This is a genomic window from Aquabacterium sp., from assembly GCF_016195855.1.
In the GTDB taxonomy this organism is placed as follows: domain Bacteria; phylum Pseudomonadota; class Gammaproteobacteria; order Burkholderiales; family Burkholderiaceae_C; genus Aquabacterium.
Genome location: NZ_JACPYU010000003.1, coordinates 946,472 through 963,014, shown reverse-complemented (window position 1 = coordinate 963,014; position 16,543 = coordinate 946,472). Strand labels below are relative to the sequence as shown.

11 protein-coding genes and 1 pseudogene are annotated in these 16,543 nt (G+C 64.9%); 9 read left to right on the top strand and 3 right to left on the bottom strand.

Going from position 1 to position 16,543, the window contains the following annotated elements; genetic code table 11:
- Window positions 1-66 precede the first annotated feature (66 nt).
- From HY019_RS05750 to HY019_RS05720, 7 genes and pseudogenes are all read left to right on the top strand, one after another.
- Window positions 67-1,488, top strand: a complete 1,422-nt coding sequence (locus HY019_RS05750) for a DUF898 family protein (protein WP_290689077.1) — start codon at window positions 67-69, stop codon at window positions 1,486-1,488.
- Window positions 1,489-1,526: 38 nt separating this feature from the next.
- Window positions 1,527-2,893 (top strand): annotated as a pseudogene (gene purB, locus HY019_RS05745) (adenylosuccinate lyase).
- Window positions 2,894-3,091: 198 nt separating this feature from the next.
- The gene (locus HY019_RS05740; RefSeq protein ID WP_290689076.1) at window positions 3,092-3,778 is read left to right on the top strand and encodes a PEP-CTERM sorting domain-containing protein; all 687 of its coding nucleotides are present in this window, start codon (window positions 3,092-3,094) and stop codon (window positions 3,776-3,778) included.
- Between the two features lie 29 nt (window positions 3,779-3,807).
- Window positions 3,808-4,647, top strand: a complete 840-nt coding sequence (pyrF, locus tag HY019_RS05735; protein WP_290689075.1) for an orotidine-5'-phosphate decarboxylase — start codon at window positions 3,808-3,810, stop codon at window positions 4,645-4,647.
- A gap of 67 nt (window positions 4,648-4,714) precedes the next feature.
- Complete coding sequence (locus HY019_RS05730) at window positions 4,715-5,878, top strand: FtsX-like permease family protein (RefSeq protein ID WP_290689073.1); 1,164 nt, start codon at window positions 4,715-4,717, stop codon at window positions 5,876-5,878.
- 9 nt (window positions 5,879-5,887) lie between these two features.
- Complete coding sequence (locus HY019_RS05725; protein ID WP_290689071.1) at window positions 5,888-7,066, top strand: ABC transporter permease; 1,179 nt, start codon at window positions 5,888-5,890, stop codon at window positions 7,064-7,066.
- A gap of 24 nt (window positions 7,067-7,090) precedes the next feature.
- Complete coding sequence (locus tag HY019_RS05720) at window positions 7,091-8,011, top strand: fumarylacetoacetate hydrolase family protein (protein WP_290689069.1); 921 nt, start codon at window positions 7,091-7,093, stop codon at window positions 8,009-8,011.
- Window positions 8,012-8,058: 47 nt separating this feature from the next.
- Here the strand turns inward: HY019_RS05720 and HY019_RS05715 are convergent, their stop codons facing one another.
- On the bottom strand, window positions 8,059-8,730 hold the full coding sequence (locus HY019_RS05715; RefSeq protein ID WP_290689067.1) for a TetR/AcrR family transcriptional regulator: 672 nt from the start codon (window positions 8,728-8,730) through the stop codon (window positions 8,059-8,061).
- A gap of 133 nt (window positions 8,731-8,863) precedes the next feature.
- On the opposite strand from HY019_RS05715, the gene HY019_RS05710 reads away from it, so the two are divergent.
- Both HY019_RS05710 and uvrA read left to right on the top strand, forming a co-directional pair.
- Window positions 8,864-9,892, top strand: a complete 1,029-nt coding sequence (locus HY019_RS05710; protein ID WP_290689065.1) for an alpha/beta fold hydrolase — start codon at window positions 8,864-8,866, stop codon at window positions 9,890-9,892.
- A 132-nt stretch (window positions 9,893-10,024) separates the two neighbouring features.
- Complete coding sequence (gene uvrA / locus HY019_RS05705; protein WP_290689063.1) at window positions 10,025-12,979, top strand: excinuclease ABC subunit UvrA; 2,955 nt, start codon at window positions 10,025-10,027, stop codon at window positions 12,977-12,979.
- A gap of 18 nt (window positions 12,980-12,997) precedes the next feature.
- Here uvrA and HY019_RS05700 read toward each other — a convergent pair whose 3' ends face one another.
- Window positions 12,998-14,602 (bottom strand): DUF1501 domain-containing protein, encoded by a 1,605-nt coding sequence (locus HY019_RS05700; protein ID WP_290689062.1) that lies wholly within the window; start codon window positions 14,600-14,602, stop codon window positions 12,998-13,000.
- A gap of 17 nt (window positions 14,603-14,619) precedes the next feature.
- Complete coding sequence (locus HY019_RS05695) at window positions 14,620-16,416, bottom strand: DUF1800 family protein (protein ID WP_290689060.1); 1,797 nt, start codon at window positions 16,414-16,416, stop codon at window positions 14,620-14,622.
- Between the last annotated feature and the right edge of the window lie 127 nt (window positions 16,417-16,543).

Genomic DNA, 16,543 nt, shown 5'->3' with positions numbered 1-16,543 from the left:
TACCCACCCAATCAGGGGGAGCAGGGGCGTGCATTTCTGTTCGATGTCGTTACATTTGAAGCTGAAATGAACAATTCCGGTGCCCGATCAGCAGTACGAGTCATCCGGCTGGACGAGTTCGCGCCCAGGCAGGCCCCCAGGCCCGCCGCCCCCGAGGCCGCCGAGCTTGAAACCGAATGGTCGAGCCTGCCCCCTGTTTCCTGGCCCGATCCGATCGGGTCGGTGCGTTCGCGCGCGCCTTTTTCTGAGTTGGATGGCGGCGTCCATGCGGCGGACGAAGAGGGCAACGAACAGGCTGAGGACGACGGGATCGACCTGGTGCCGGGCCCCGCGTTGTCCGTGCAGGCTCAGCCGGTGGTGGCTGGCGGCAAGATCCCGCGCCTGCCCAACGGCGCGGTCACGTCCTGGCCCTTGCGCTTCCAAGGTTTGGAAAACGAGTACGCGCGCTTGTGGGCGATCAATCTTTTGTGGACCTTGCTCACCTTGGGGCTGTACCTGCCCTGGGCCCGGGTGCGCAGCCAGCGCTACCTGATGCGTCATACCAAGGTGGCTGGCCACGTGCTGGACTACCACGAGCCACCCGCCAACTTGCTGCCGCGTTACCTGATGGGGCTGGGCCTGTTGCTGGGGGTGTCGGGGGCCTGGGCTGGTGGGTCCATGCTGGCGGGCATGCTGGCGTTGTCTCTGGCGCTGGCCGTGTGGCCCCTGTTTGTGTTCATGAGCCTGACGCACCGCATGGCGCACATCAGCTGGGCGCACCGGCGCCTGGCTTTTGATGCCAGTTGCCAGGCGGTTTACCGCGCCATGTGGCGCCCCCTGGTGGGTGGTGCCGCCGTGGCCTGGGTGTGCATGGCGGCGGCCATCTTGCGCCATCCCGGCAGCTGGCTGGCCTGGGGCGTGGCGGTCAGCCTGTGGCTGCTGGCCATGCCGGCCTTTGTCTGGACCTGGTACCTGTTTCGCCAGCGGCATCTGCGCCTGGGGCCCATGCACCTGTTGTGGAAGGCCTCCCGCGCGGCGGTGGCCATGATGTTCCTGCGCATCACCGTGTGGGCCATGCTGACCACCATCTTCAGCCTGGGCGTGACCGCGATGGTACTGGCCGGCGTGCTGGTGATGCGGGGCCGGTTGAACCTGAGCATCCAGTCCGAGTTGCTGCTGGTGGCCGCGCTGGCCGTGTGCGCGACGGTGCAGCCCTACGCCCAGGCGCGTCTGCAGAATCTGGTGTGGAACAAGTCCGGCAACCGCTACCTGCGCTTTCGCAGCAAGCTGTCCATTGCCGACTTCGTGATGCTGCAGGGCAAGCACGCCTTGTTGCTGTTGTTGACGCTGGGCCTGTACTGGCCCTGGGCCGTGATCGCCACGCGCCGCATGCGCACCCAGGCGCTCACGGTGTGGTCGCGGGTGGATGCCGACGTCCTGAAAGCGCATTGGCCCGCCCACGAGCTCGCTGCGCCCGGTAAAATGGCGGGTTCGCCTGTGCGTCTGTAGTCATCCGACCCGGACCAATTTGCCTTGGATCCATGCCCATGAACCTGTCTGCCCTTTCCGCTTTGTCGCCGCTTGACGGCCGTTACGCCGCCAAGGTCGCTGCACTGCGCCCGCTGCTGTCCGAGTTCGGCCTGATGCACCGCCGCGTGCAGGTCGAGGTTGAATGGTTCATCGCCTTGTCCGATGCTGGCCTGCCCGAGTTCCCCTCGCTGACCGAGGCTTCGCGCGGTTACCTGCGCGGCCTGGTGGCGCGTTTTTCCGAGGCTGACGCCCAGTCCATCAAGGACATCGAGAAGACCACCAACCACGATGTGAAAGCCGTGGAGTACTGGATCAAGCAGCGTTTTGCCAACCACCCCGAGCTGGAAAAGACCGGTGAGTTCGTGCACTTTGCCTGCACCAGCGAAGACATCAACAACACCAGCCACGGCCTGATGCTCAAGGCCGCACGCGAGCAGGTGCTGCTGCCCACCATTGACGGCCTGATCGGCACGCTCAGTGGCCTGGCCCACAACCTGGCTGATCTGCCCATGCTCAGCCGCACCCACGGCCAGACGGCATCCCCCACCACCGTGGGCAAGGAAATCGCCAACGTGGTGGCCCGCCTGGCCAACGCCCGCGCCCGCATCGCCGATGTCAAGCTGCTGGCCAAGATGAACGGCGCCGTGGGCAACTACAACGCCCACCTGTCGGCCTACCCGGACAAGGACTGGGAAGCCTTCAGCCAGTCGGTCATCGAAAACCAGCTGGGCCTCACCTTCAACCCCTACACCATCCAGATCGAGCCGCATGACTACATGGCCGAGCTGTTTGACGCCGTCACGCGCACCAACACCATCCTGATCGACTGGTCGCGCGATGTGTGGGGCTACATCAGCCTGGGTTACTTCAAGCAAAAGACCAAGGCTGGCGAAATCGGTTCGTCGACCATGCCGCACAAGGTCAACCCGATCGACTTCGAGAATGCCGAAGGCAACCTGGGCCTGGCCAATGCCGTGCTGACGCACCTGAGCCAGAAGCTGCCCATCAGCCGCTGGCAGCGTGACCTGACCGACTCCACCGTGCTGCGCAACATGGGCGTGGCCCTGGGTTACGCCCTGCTGGCTTACGACAGCCTGGCTCGTGGCCTGGGCAAGCTGGAAGTCAACCCGCAAGCCCTGGCCGATGACCTGGACAGCTCGTGGGAAGTGCTGGCCGAGCCCATCCAGACCGTGATGCGTCGTTATGCCTTGCCCAACCCGTACGAGCGCCTCAAGGAACTGACACGCGGCAAGGCCATCACCCGCGAATCGATCCAGGCTTTCATCGAGACTCTGGAGCTCCCGACGACGAAAAGGCCCGCCTGATGGCCATGACGCCGGGCAACTACATCGGCAAGGCGGTTGAGCTGGCCAAGCGCGTTTAAGAGTTTGAGCGTTTGAGCGTGCTGGCGGTGTGTGGTGGCGGCCTGGCCGCGCCACACACGTGATGAATGGGCTGATTCCGCCATGGGTCAGCCCCCTAGGGTGAAGACGGCCGTGCCCCTATCGCTAGGGATGCGCGATTTGCCGGGCCTTCCTACAGTGGTGACTCCCGTTTTACGCATTTGACCAGGAGTCCCAACATGCAATTCATCCCACGCTTCGCCCTGTCCGCCGTCACGCTGGGCATCGGCTTGCTCGCTCAGACCGCCGCCCAGGCCGTGTCCCTGACCGAGCCGGTCTCGCCCGCACCGTTTGCCGATACGGCATTGGGCGGCACCACCGTGGCAGCCCGCCCCGAGCTGGCCGGCACCGTGCTGGAAGACGTGATCACCCCCTTCAGCTTCAGCGGCGTGAGCGGCACGGTGCAGAACCGCGTGGTGCGTGAAACCGGCACCGGCACACTGGATTTCTACTGGAAGGTCAACGTCGACCCCTCCACCTCTGGCGTGGGCGTGAGCGCCTTCCGCCTGGCTGATTTCGGCTACACCCACCTCAAGGATGCCGACTGGCGCATTGATGGCCTGGGCACGCCCGCACCCGACACCGCCCGCCTGTTCAACCAGGCCAGCTACCCCACGGGTGACCTCAACTTCCTGTTCGCCAATGGCGTCAACCCGGGCAGCGAGTCGCGCTTTTTCTTCCTGCACACCAATGCGCTCAGCTATGACCGGATCGCCAAGTACGACCTGCTGACCACGGGCGCGCAGAACCTGTCGGGTACCTTCACCACCTTTGCACCCGCTGTGCCCGAGCCCGCCAGCTACGCCCTGATGGGCGCCGGGCTGCTGACGATGGGCGCCATGCTGCGCCGCCGCCGCCCGAGCTGAACTGGTGCGCAAGCCGGTAAAATTCAGGGATGAACTTCACCGACCAGCTTGCGCAAGCTCAGCGCCAGAACGATTCCCTGCTTTGCGTGGGGCTGGACCCTGAACCCTCGCGCTTCCCGGGCGCCTGGAAGGGCCAGAGCGACCGCATCTATGACTTCTGCGCGGCCATCGTGGACGCCACGAAAGACCTGGTCTGTGCCTTCAAGCCGCAGATCGCGTATTTCGCCGCCCACCGCGCAGAAGACCAGCTGGAGCGCCTGATGGTGCACATGCGCCGTGTGGCGCCGTACGTCCCCGTGATCCTGGACGCCAAGCGCGGAGACATCGGCAGCACGGCCGAGCAATATGCCCACGAGGCTTTTGACCGCTACCAGGCCGATGCGGTCACCCTGTCGCCCTTCATGGGTTTTGACACCATGCAACCCTTCCTGAAGTACCCGGGCAAGGGCGTCATCCTGCTGTGCCGCACCTCCAACCCGGGCGGCTCGGATCTGCAGAACCTGCGCTTGGCCGACATCCCCGGCCAGCCCCGCGTGTACGAACACATTGCTGCCCAGGCGCAAGGCCCCTGGAACACCAATGGCCACATGGGCCTGGTGGTGGGCGCCACCTTCCCTGAAGAAATCGCCCGCGTGCGCGAACTGGCCCCCACGCTGCCCTTGCTGATCCCCGGTGTGGGCGCGCAAGGCGGTGATGCCGTGGCCACCGTCAAGGCGGGCCTCAAGACCGATGCCTCGGGCGCCATCACCGGCACCATCATCGTCAACAGCTCGCGCGCGGTGCTGTACGCCAGCAGCGGCGAAGACTACGCCAGTGCGGCGCGCAAGGCTGCTCAAGAGACGCGCCTGGCGCTGAACGCGGCCCGCTGATCAAACTGGACTGCTCAAGTTGGCCTGATCGGGGCGAGGCGCACCGGCCCATGTAAGACTAGGGCCCATGTTCCTGCTCAGGCTCTTGCTCAAGAACGCGTTCAGGCACCGCCTGCGCGCCTTGCTGACCATGATCGGTCTGGTCGTGGCCATTGCGGCATTCGGCCTGCTGCGTACCATCGTGGATGCCTGGTATGCCGGGGTGGACGCCACCTCCAGCACGCGCCTGATCACGCGCAGCTCGATCTCGCTGACCTTTCCCTTGCCCTTGAACTACGCTGAGCGCATCAAGTCGGTGGACGGGGTGAGCGGTATCTCGTGGGCCAACTGGTTCGGTGGCATCTACATCACCGAGCGCAACTTCTTTGCGCAGTTCGCCATCGACCCGCCCACCTACCTGGCGCTGTACCCCGAGTTCATCCTCAGCGAGCAGGAGAAGCAGGACTTCTTCCATGACCGCCAGGGCTGTGTGGTGGGCCGCAAGCTGGCGGACAAGTTCGGCTGGAAGGTGGGCGACACGATTGCCTTGCGCGGCACCATCTACCCTGGCACCTGGAGCTTCACCATCCGCGGCATCTACCGCGGCAAGGACGCCAAGACTGACGCGCAGCAGATGTTCATCCACTGGAAGCTGCTGGCGGAGACCATCCGCGCGCGCATGGGCGGCGGGCCGCAGGCCGATCACGTGGGCGTGTACGTGGTGGGCATCAAGAACCCCGACGACGCGCCCTTGATCTCGCAGCGCATCGACGCGCAGTTCAAGAACTCGCTGGCCGAGACCCTCACCGAAACCGAGAAGGCCTTCCAGCTGGGCTTCGTGTCCATGAGCGAGGCCATCTTGCTGGCCGTGCAGGCCGTGAGCTTCATCATCATCCTGATCATCATGGCGGTGATGACCAACACGATGACGATGACCGCGCGCGAACGCCTGGCCGAGTACGCCACGCTCAAGGCGCTGGGCTTCGGGCCCAACTTCGTGGTCAAGCTGCTGTTTGGCGAGAGCCTGTTGATCGCCTTGATCGGCGGGCTCATCGGCATGGCCGTGACCTTTCCGCTGGCCCGTGCTTTTGTGAATGCAGCGGGCACGCTGTTCCCGATCTTCAATGTGTCCATGCTGACGATCAGCCTGCAACTGGGGGCCAGCGTCGTGGTGGGTGTGGTGGCGGCGGCCTGGCCGGCATGGAAGATGTCGCGCATCGACATTGTTCAGGGGTTGCGCCATGTGGCCTGAGTGCACGCCATGATGGGCCGACGCAGCCTGCCCTGGAGCTACATCGCCCGCAACCTGTGGGTGAGGCGCGTGACCACCTTGCTGACCGCCAGCGGCATGGGCCTGGTCGTGTATGTGTTTGCCACCGTGCTGATGATGAGCGAGGGCATCCGCGCCACGCTGGTGGCCACGGGCCAACCCGACAACGTGATGGTGTTGCGCAAAGGGGCCGGGGCCGAGATCAACTCGGGCATCACGCGTGACCAGGCCGGGGTGATCGAAAGCCTGCCGCAGATTGCCGTGGATGGCAGCGGCAACCGCCTGGTCAGCACCGAGCCGGTGGTGCTCAACACCTTGCCCAAGCGGTCCAATGGCAAGCCCAGCAACGTGACGGTACGCGGCACCTCGGCCATCGGCATGGCGCTGCGCCCGCAGGTGCAGTTGTTTGCCGGGCGCATGTTCCGGCCCGGTACCAGCGAGATCATCACGGGCAAGGCCGTGGCGCGGGGCTTTGCGGGTGCCGGCCTGGGCGAAACCATGCGCTTTGCCGGGCGGGACTGGCTGGTGGTGGGCGTGTTCGATGCCGGGCGCAGCGGTTTTGACTCCGAGGTCTGGGGCGACAGCGAGCAGATGATGCAGGCCTTCCGGCGCCGGGCGTTTTCGAGCGTGGTGTTCAAGCTGACCGACCCGGCCGCCTTCGAGCCTGTTCGCCAGAGCCTGGACGAAGACCCGCGCCTCACGCTGGAGGCCAAGCGCGAGGCCATCTTCTATGCCGAACAGTCCGAGGCCCTGGCCACCTTCATCCGCCTGCTGGGGCTGGCCCTGTCCATCATCTTTTCGATCGGGGCGGTGGTGGGCGCCATGATCACGATGTTCGCGGCCGTGGCCTCGCGCATCGGTGAGATCGGCACCTTGCGGGCACTGGGTTACCGGCGCTCGGCGGTGCTGTCGGCCTTTCTGGGTGAGTCATTGTTGCTGTCGCTGGTGGGCGGCATCATGGGCCTGGCGGCAGCCGCGCTGATGCAGACCGTCAACATCTCGACGGTCAACTTCCAGACCTTTTCCGAACTGGCATTCCAGTTCACACTCACACCGCGTATTGCCGCTCAGTCCATCGGCTTTGCGCTGGCCATGGGCCTGGTCGGCGGTTTTGTGCCGGCCTGGCGGGCCGCGCGCATGAAGATCATCGATTGCCTGCGTCAGGCCTGATCGCCCAGCTTTTGGAGACACCCCATGCATTTGTGCAGCTATGAGTTCGAAGGCCAGACCCAGGTGGGACTGGTGCACGGTTCGGGCATCGTCAACCTCAGCCGTGCATTGGCCGGCGAGTTGGCGGCTCACCAACCCATGATCGACCTGATCACCCGCTGGGCCGACTTGAAAGACCGTGTGGCCCCACTGGCCGAGGCCCCGGCCGACGTGACCGTGGACGAGGTGCACCTGCTGGCACCGGTGCCGCGCCCCGGCAAGACCCTGGCCATTGGCCTGAACTACGTCGAGCACGTCAACGAGGCCATCATCGGCGAGACGCGCACAGTGCCCGAGCACCCCATCTGGTTCACCAAGCTGGGCAATGCCATCAACGGGCCGTTCGACCCCATCGTGCTGCCGCGCATCTCGGCCATGACCGATTACGAGGCCGAGATGGTGGCCATCATCGGCCAGCGCTGCCGGCATGTATCGCCCGAGCAGGCACGCAAGGTGGTGTTCGGCTACTGCGTGGGCAACGATGTGTCCGTGCGCGACATCCAGAAACGCACCTCGCAGTGGATGTTGGGCAAATCGTTTGACACGCACGCCCCCTTCGGCCCCTGGATCACCACGGCCGACGAAGTGGGGGACCCGCATGGGCTGGAGATGCAGTGCCTGGTCAATGGCGAGGTGCGCCAGCACAGCAACACGCGCCTGATGATCCACAAGGTGTGGGACCAGATCGCCCAGCTCACCCAGGTGATGACGCTGGAGCCGGGCGACGTGATCTTCACGGGCACCTGCAGTGGTGTGGGCGCGGCCTTCAACCCGCCCAGGTTCCTCAAGGCGGGGGATACGGTGCGCGTCGAGATCGCCTCGCTGGGGGCGATCGTGGCGCGGTGTGTGGATGAGGCGCCGGACGATGTGCCGGACGAGCTCACAGACGACGGCGCCAAGGCCTGAAGCGGCAGGCCGGCTGCGTCAGGTGGTGCCGGTCAGGTGGCGCGCCCTCAGGGCTTGCCATTGCCCGCTTCGAGCGGCACTTCCAGTGACTGGATCACCGCCTGCACGAATTCGGTGACGGTGGGTGTGAGGCTGCTGAGCTGATGCGCCTCGCCGCGCTCGATGGCTTGCAGGATCAACTCGTTGATGCCCCCGATCACGGCGGTGGCCAGGGCGGGCGTCAACGGGCGTTTGCTGGGCTCGACCGCGCGGAAGGCCTCCACCTGCATGATCAGGAACTGGCCGAAACGCTCGCCCATGCGGCGCCGCAGCGCCAGGCCTTCAGGGCCGATGGTCATCATCTCGATGTACGCGGCCCGCATCACGGCGGTCTGGCTTTCCAGGCTGCTCAGGTAGGCGTGCGTCACCTTGCGCAACTGGGTCACCCAGTCTTCGTCGAACTGGTAGTTGGCCGCGATCAGCGCCAGGGTCTGGTCGCACAGCCGCTCGCCCAGGCCCAGAAGGCAGGCTTCCTTGCTGGCGAACTGCTCGTAGAAGGTGCGTTTGGACACCCGCGCCCGCGCCACGATGTCGGCAATCGTGATGTCGGCAAAGGCCTGGGCCCCCAATGCCTCTGCCAGCCCGTCCAGCAGGCGCTGGCGGTGCTCGGTTGCGGCGGCGCTCAGGGTCGTTTTGAGGGCGGCCTGCGGCGGGTGACTGGGGGCGTTGACCTTGTCCATGAATGGGGGGCATTAGGCCATATCTTGCGTTTGGTACTTGACGGTACCAATCAACTTGGGTATCTTGCGCGGTCTGGTACCAAACAGTACCAATTCTGATTTCACCTGTCCACCCTCCCGAGGAGAGTTTTTCATGCGTTTTGAGATGTCCAAGGCGGGCCGTGCCGCCGCTGCGCTGTTGATGACGGGGCTGAGCGCCCTGGCTGGACAGGCTCATGCCCAGGCCGATGCGGCCAAGCCCTACACCGTGGTCAACGCCAGCTTTGCCTGCCAGCAGACCACCTGTGATGCCGAGCTGTGGCTGCCCGTTCAGGCCGCCGGGGCCGCCAAGCCGCCGGTGATCGTCATGGCGCATGGTTTTGGCGGGCTCAAGGACTGGGGCCTGGGGCCGTTTGCCGAGCGTTTCGTGAAGGCGGGTTTTGCGGTGGTGCGTTTTGACTACCGCGGTTTTGGCAAGAGCGGTGGCCAGCCTCGCCGCGTGGTGGACGGCAAGGAGCACGTCAAGGACTGGCTGTCCGCCATTGACACCATCAGCCAGCGTGCCGATGTGGACGGCAAGCGCCTGGGCATCTGGGGCACCTCGTACAGCGGTGGCCAGGTATTGATGGCTGGGGCCGAGCGCCCGGCCGTCGTCAAGGCGGTGAGCGCCCAGGTGCCGTTTGTCAGCGGCTTGTCCAGCAGCCTGAACTACCCGATCAAGTACCAGGCGGTGGCGGGCTGGTATGCCCTGCGTGACCTGCTGCGCAGCGACAAGGACGAGCCGCTGTACGTGCCGGTGATCTCGCCCGACGGTTTTGCCGCCCTGATCTGCCCCGAGTGCGCCGACGGCTACAAAAAGCTGGTGCCGCCTGGCGTCGAGCAGACCGAAAACAAGGTGGCGGCCCGCGTGTTCATGAGCTTGCCCTTCTTCTCGCCCGGCAGCCATGCCAAGGACATCCAGGCCCCCACGCTGATCGTGGCCGCTGAAAACGATGGCCTGATCCCTGTGGCCAAGGTGCGTGAGGTGGCCAAGGAACTCAAGCATGGCGAGTACGTGGAGCTCAAGGGGGCTGATCACTTCTCACCCTACACCGGCCCCCTGTTCGAGCAGGTGGTGGCCCGGCAGACGGCGTTCTTCCAGAAGAACCTGATGGCCCCACAGAGCGTCGCCAGCAAGCCCTGAGCTTTCTGTCTGGTGTCAGCCGGGCGGCTGGCGCCAGTCACGCAAGCCGACGTATCATGATCGGTTGCTTTTTTGCCGAGGGAGCCGGCGCGTGTCGGGCCCTTTTGGCTTTCTTCTTGCTCCGATCCGCCGATGTCCCGCCCCGACTCCCCTGAAGCTGCCGCCCAGCCCCCCGCGCTCCGCCAACCCGGCGAGCCCGCCCGGCCATCGTCCCCCAAGCCACGGGGTGAGAACCCCCTGATCCAGATTCGCGGGGCGCGCACCCACAATCTGAAGAACATCGACCTGGACCTGCCTCGCCACCAACTGGTGGTGATCACGGGCTTGTCGGGGTCGGGCAAATCCAGCCTGGCGTTTGACACCTTGTACGCCGAGGGCCAGCGCCGTTATGTGGAGAGCCTGAGCGCCTACGCGCGCCAGTTCCTGCAGCTGATGGACAAGCCCGATGTGGACGTGATCGAGGGCCTGTCGCCGGCGATCTCCATCGAGCAGAAGGCCACCAGCCACAACCCGCGCTCCACCGTGGGCACGGTCACCGAGATCCATGACTACCTGCGCCTGCTCTACGCCCGCGCCGGCACGCCGTTCTGCCCCGATCACCACCTGCCGCTGCAAGCGCAAAGCGTCAGCCAGATGGTGGACATGGTGCTGGCCCTGCCCGAAGACACCAAGCTGATGATCCTGGCGCCCGTGGTGCGCGACCGCAAAGGCGAGCACGCCGAGCTGTTCGCCGACATGCAGGCGCAAGGTTATGTGCGCTTTCGCATCAATGGCCAGATCGTCGAGGCGGCGGACCTCAAGCCCCTGGTCAAGAACGAAAAGCACGACATCGACGTGGTGGTGGACCGCCTGAAGGTGCGCTCGGACATGACCCAGCGCCTGGCCGAGAGCTTTGAAGCCGCCCTGCGCCTGGCCGATGGCCGCGCGCTGGCTTACGAGATGGACGCCGGCGTCGAGCACCTGTGTTCGGCCAAGTTCGCCTGCCCCGTGTGCAGCTACTCGCTGGCCGAGCTGGAGCCGCGCCTGTTCTCGTTCAATTCGCCGGTGGGCGCCTGCCCGACCTGTGATGGCCTGGGCCATGTGATCGCCTTTGATCCCTTGCGCGTGGTGGGCTTCCCCTCGCTGAGCCTGGCCAGTGGCGCCATCAAGGGCTGGGACCGCCGCAACCCCTATACCTACAGCCTCATCGAGTGCCTGGGCAAGCACTATGGCGTGGACATGGAGCAGCCTTTTGAGGAACTGCCCCAGCACGTCCAGCAAGTGGTGCTGTACGGCTCTGGCGAGGACGAGATCGAGTTCGTCTACGAAGCCGAAGGCGCCAATGGCAAGAAGCGCAAGGTCAAGCGCTCGCATCCCTTTGAAGGCATCCTCCACAACTTCGAGCGCCGCTTCAAGGAAACCGACTCGGCCGCCGTGCGCGAAGAACTGGCCCGCTACCAGCAGCCCAAGGCCTGCCCCGATTGCCATGGCACCCGCCTGCGCACCGAGGCCCGCCACGTCAAGCTGCTGGACGCCAACACGGGTGACACCCGGGCCATCTACGAGATCGGCCATTCGACGCTGGCCGAGGCACACCACTATTTCGAGCACCTGCATCTGCAGGGTGCCAAGGCCGAGATCGCGGCCAAGGTGGTCAGCGAGATCCGATCGCGGCTGCGTTTCCTCAATGATGTGGGCCTGAACTACCTCAGCCTGGACCGCAGCGCCGACACGCTCTCGGGCGGCGAGGCCCAGCGCATCCGCCTGGCGTCGCAGATCGGCTCGGGGCTCACGGGCGTGATGTACGTGCTCGACGAACCCAGCATCGGCCTGCACCAGCGTGACAACGACCGCCTCATCGGCACACTGCAGCACCTGCGCGACCTGGGCAACAGCGTCATCGTGGTCGAGCATGATGAAGACATGATCCGCGCCGCCGACCACGTGGTCGACATGGGCCCGGGGGCCGGTGTGCATGGCGGCAAGGTGTTGGCCCAAGGCTGCCCCGCGGACATCATGTCCAATGCCAACAGCCTGACCGGCCAATACCTCGCACGTGCCTTGCGCATCGAGATCCCTGCCAAGCGCCACGCCTTCAAGGAGGACACGCCGCGCCTGCAGGTGGTCAACGCCCGCGGCCACAACCTCAAGGGCGTGACGGTGGAGGTGCCGGTGGGCCTGTTCACCTGCGTGACGGGCGTGTCTGGCTCGGGCAAGTCCACGCTGGTCAATGACACGCTGTACGCGGCCGTGGCCAAGAAGCTCTACCAAAGCCACACCGAGCCCGAACCGCACGACGAGATCGATGGCCTGGAGCTGTTCGACAAGGTCATCAACGTAGACCAGTCGCCCATTGGCCGCACACCGCGCAGCAACCCGGCCACCTACACTGGCCTGTTCACGCCGATCCGCGAGCTGATGGCCGACGTGCCCACCGCCCGCGAGCGCGGCTACAACGCCGGGCGCTTCTCCTTCAACGTGGCCGGTGGCCGCTGCGAGGCCTGCCAGGGCGATGGCGTGCTCAAGGTCGAGATGCACTTCCTGCCCGATGTCTACGTGCCTTGCGACGTCTGCCATGGCAAGCGCTACAACCGCGAGACGCTGGAGGTGCAATACAAGGGCAAGAACATCCACGAGATCCTGGACCTCACGGTCGAGGCTGCGCTGGAGTTCTTCAGTGCCGTGCCCTCCATCGCCCGCAAGTTGCAGACGCTGATGGACGTGGGCCTGGGCTATATCCGCCTGGGCCAGGCCGCGACGACGCTGTCAGGCGGTGAAGCCCAGCGTGTGAAGCTGGCGCTCGAGTTGTCCAAGCGGGACACGGGCCGCACGCTCTACATCCTCGACGAGCCGACCACGGGCCTGCACTTCCACGACATCGCCTTGCTGCTCAAGGTGCTGCACCAACTGCGCGATGCGGGCAACACCATCGTTGTAATCGAACACAACCTGGATGTCATCAAGACCGCCGACTGGCTGATCGACATGGGGCCCGAAGGGGGCTCTGGTGGTGGCACCTTGTTGATTGCGGGCACACCGGAGGACATCGCGGCGCACCCGGCCAGCCACACGGGGCGTTACCTCAAGCCACTGCTGGCCGAAGTCTGATGAAGGCGGGGGCCTCGATCAGGCCCGCATGAAGCCCAGGTCGTAAGTCGAGCTGTTGAACTGGCTCAGGTTGGGCAGGATGCTGCGCAGGTTGCTGTCCGACACACCCATCCATTTGCCCAGCGTGTAGGCGTACTGGTCCACCGAGGTGGTGGGGATCAGCACGCCGTTCTGGATCTGGTCCGGGCTGCTGAACACGCCGCTGGTATTGGCCGTGCTGTAGGTGGGGAAGGTGCCATACACCTCGGTGCCGACGACCGCACCGCCCATGATCAGGTGGTGTCCGCCCCAACCATGGTCGGTGCCGTCGCCGTTGCTCGTGAACGTGCGCCCGAACTCGGACGCCGTGAACGTCGTGACTTGCGAACGCATGTCGCCTGCCGGCATGGCGCCCAGTACGCGGTCAAAGTAGGCCATGGCGTGGTTGACCTGCGCGAGCTTCTCGGCGTGGTCGCCGATCTGGTTGCTGTGCGTGTCGAAGGTGCCCAGGCTGACCATGAAGAACTGGCGGTTGATGCCCAGGTTTGCACCGCGGTTGGTGTCGATGATGCGGGCCACCATCTGCAACTGCAGGGCCAGCTGGTTGAACTTGCTGGTGCCGTCAACCGGGCTGGTGTACATCAGCAAGGGGTCCACATAGGCGTTGGTGGTGCCGCTGGTGCTCCAAGGCGTCTGCCCCAGAGGCGACAACTGGCTGCCCATCAGCGCGCCAGCCTGCAAGGCGCGCTGCGTCACCGCTTGACGGTCGGCCGCAAACAAATTGCGTGGGGTTACCGTTGTTTGCCCACTGCCATTCAGTTTGCCCATGATGGCGGCGACACCGGCTTGCAAGCGCGCGTTGCCGTAAATGGTGCCACTGCTGCCGCCCAACTGGGCGATCTGCGTGCTGGCAGTTTGATACGGCGCCACGGCGCGCCCGGCCAGCCACACAGACATGGCCCCAGGCGTGATGCTGGTGAAGAGACGCTGGATCAACTGGGTGTCTGATGCGTTGTGGCCTGCGCCATTCATCGACATCAAGGTGTCACCCATCAGGCCCCCCCATCCTTGTCCGGCGCCTTCGGGTTTGAACGACAGCCACACGGATTGCTGGTCGTTGTGGGAGAACAGCTTGGGTGGCTTGCTCGCCGTGGCACTGCTCCAGTCGGCCTTGGTGGTCGGCCTGGTCAAGGGGCCGACGTTGGCCAGCACGGCCACGCGCCCGGCCTGGTGCATTTGCTGAACCTGCGTCAGGGCCGGGTGCATGGCAAAGGTGCGGCCTGCATGCACGGTGCGTCCGGCATGGTTGATGGGCAGCACACCACCCAGTCGCTCCGGCGTCGTGCCGCTGGCCGCGCTGTCGGGTGCGGTGCCCGCAGGCATCAGCGCAATGGAGGTGCCGCTGGCTGGTTTGCGTTGTGCAGTGTAGGCACCCCACGAAGGCGTGTCCGTGGCCAGTACCGTGTTGAAGGCATCATTGCCCCCGCTGAGATGGATGCACACCAGGGCCTTGTACCCGCTTGTGGACACGGACTGAGCCGCAGCCTGGGTAATGGTGCTGAAATGGAGGCCGAGGGCGCTGGCCGCGGGTGTCAGTGCCGCTGCCTGACGAAGAAATGTGCGACGGTCGTGATGGTGGCTCATGCCTTGAAACCTGTTGCTTACTGTTGAACGATGAAGCTGGGCGACACGGCTGTCATCAGGATCGCGGCTTTGATGCGGTTGGTCCTGTCTCGTGCTGTGGTGCTGGGCATGGCTGTGAGGGTCGCGATGGCTTCGTTGTTCACGTCATCAGGCAAGGGCTGGCCCAATATGGTCGAGGACACGGCGCTCATCAGTGCACTGGGGGAGGTCGCCAGGCTGTACATGGGGTTGACATCGAAGTGAACGTCAAAGCCGGCGCTGCCACCGATCCACTCGCCGCCACCCTGATCCAGGAACTGCGCCAAAGCATTGGCGTATTGAAGGACGGTGGTCTCACTGGTGATCTGCATTTCAGGTGCGACCAGCCCGGCGGCCTCGATCTGTGTCTGTGGGGGGCGATAGCCGGGCCGGAAAAAGTTGAACACCGACGGCGCACGCATGGGGTTCTGGCCTATGCCGGTAGAAGGGTCGCTGGTGTCGGCAATGCGGTAGAAGGCCGTCGTGCCATTGGCCTGGCCCGCGGCGTAGGTGGCGCTGCTCTGCGGCAGGGTGCGCAGCAAATGGCTCAGCAGCAGCACCGGCTCGCGCAACTTGCCATATGTCGACATGCTGGCCGATGCAGGGTGACGGGCTTCGTCATGCAACAAGATGGCCTTGACCACCGAGCGCAGGTTGCCGTTCGTGGCGCGGAACACCTGCGTGATGTCGCTGACATAGGTGTTGCTGGGGTTGCTGGTCACCAGGCGTTGAATCAGCTGGCGGCTGATGAAGGGAGCGGTGTTGTGGTGGCTGGCCAGGCGGTCAAGGGCGGCCTTCAGACTGGCCTGTGGGTCTGCCGTGCTCTGCGCCGGCACCGTCACCCCCAGGAACTGCTTGATCGAGGTCGAGTGTTCTTGCGCATAGGCCGTCATGCTGGTGGAGTCCTGTCTGGGGTCTGCGCAGTCGTTGCTGTGCCAGAAGCAGTACCACCAGGGCAGCGATGTCTTGCTCGGAGGCAGGTACCAGCTGAAGCCTGTGAACACCTTGGCCAGCCCCTTGATGTCGTCGGCGGTGTAGGTCTCGACCGGGTTGCCATTGACCAGCGCAGGGTTGCCGCTGTCGTCCAGCTCGTACAAACCAATCGAGAACAGCTGCATGACCTCGCGCGCAAAGTTCTCATCGGGTACACGCCCCGTGGTGGGGTCTTCCTTGCGGTTGGCCAGGTGCGACAGGTATTGCCCCATGGCCGGATGCAGCGCGACCGCTTCCAGCAGATCGCGGTAGTTGCCGTCGGCCTTGTCGGTGAGCATGTCCAGGTAGCTGGCGGCCATCTGGCCACGGTCCACCGACGAGGTCGAGATCACGAAGATCTCGGACAAGGCAAAGGCCACGCGCTGGCGCAACTGGGCCGGGTCTTTCAGGGCATGCGTCCACCAGCTGTAGTTGACATCCAGCGGGTTCGGCGATGTGGCCGCACGCGCAATCGCCGTGGCGGTCACCGTCTGCAGATGCGTGCTCTGCAGGTGCATGCGGAACTGCTCGTCGATCCAGTTGTCATAGCCGATGGTCTTGACGCGGGCCACGTCATCGGCGCTCGGGCCGAAGGAGGCTTGCGTCAGAAAGCGGAAGGCGTCGGCATCGCTGGTGGGCATCATGCCCGCGCTCAGTGTCATGCTTTGACGTGGTGCCGAGGTGCCGTCCGAAGCCGCCCCACCATCGCCACCGCCACCGCCACCGCATGCAGCGAGGCAGCAACTGAGCGTCAGCACCGTGGCGCGAAGCAACTGCTGCCAGGCCACAGCCGCGTTTGAACCCGAAGAAAAAGAAGAGAGCATGAGCACAGTACCGCAATGACAAACCATGGTCATTGCGCTGCGACGTGATCTCAATCAGGTCTGATCGAGCGAGAGCGTTGACCCACTGGCGATGAATTTGCCTGTGGGTTATCGGATGATGTGAAGC

Coding starts and splice junctions, on each gene's coding strand:
- HY019_RS05715 (WP_290689067.1), bottom strand. CDS start 8,730: ATGGACAAGGTCAACGCCCCCAGTCACCCGCCGCAGGCCGCCCTCAAA.
- uvrA (WP_290689063.1), top strand. CDS start 10,025: ATGTCCCGCCCCGACTCCCCTGAAGCTGCCGCCCAGCCCCCCGCGCTC.
- HY019_RS05725 (WP_290689071.1), top strand. CDS start 5,888: ATGATGGGCCGACGCAGCCTGCCCTGGAGCTACATCGCCCGCAACCTG.
- pyrF (WP_290689075.1), top strand. CDS start 3,808: ATGAACTTCACCGACCAGCTTGCGCAAGCTCAGCGCCAGAACGATTCC.
- HY019_RS05740 (WP_290689076.1), top strand. CDS start 3,092: ATGCAATTCATCCCACGCTTCGCCCTGTCCGCCGTCACGCTGGGCATC.
- HY019_RS05695 (WP_290689060.1), bottom strand. CDS start 16,416: ATGCTCTCTTCTTTTTCTTCGGGTTCAAACGCGGCTGTGGCCTGGCAG.
- HY019_RS05700 (WP_290689062.1), bottom strand. CDS start 14,602: ATGAGCCACCATCACGACCGTCGCACATTTCTTCGTCAGGCAGCGGCA.
- HY019_RS05750 (WP_290689077.1), top strand. CDS start 67: ATGAACAATTCCGGTGCCCGATCAGCAGTACGAGTCATCCGGCTGGAC.
- HY019_RS05720 (WP_290689069.1), top strand. CDS start 7,091: ATGCATTTGTGCAGCTATGAGTTCGAAGGCCAGACCCAGGTGGGACTG.
- HY019_RS05710 (WP_290689065.1), top strand. CDS start 8,864: ATGCGTTTTGAGATGTCCAAGGCGGGCCGTGCCGCCGCTGCGCTGTTG.
- HY019_RS05730 (WP_290689073.1), top strand. CDS start 4,715: ATGTTCCTGCTCAGGCTCTTGCTCAAGAACGCGTTCAGGCACCGCCTG.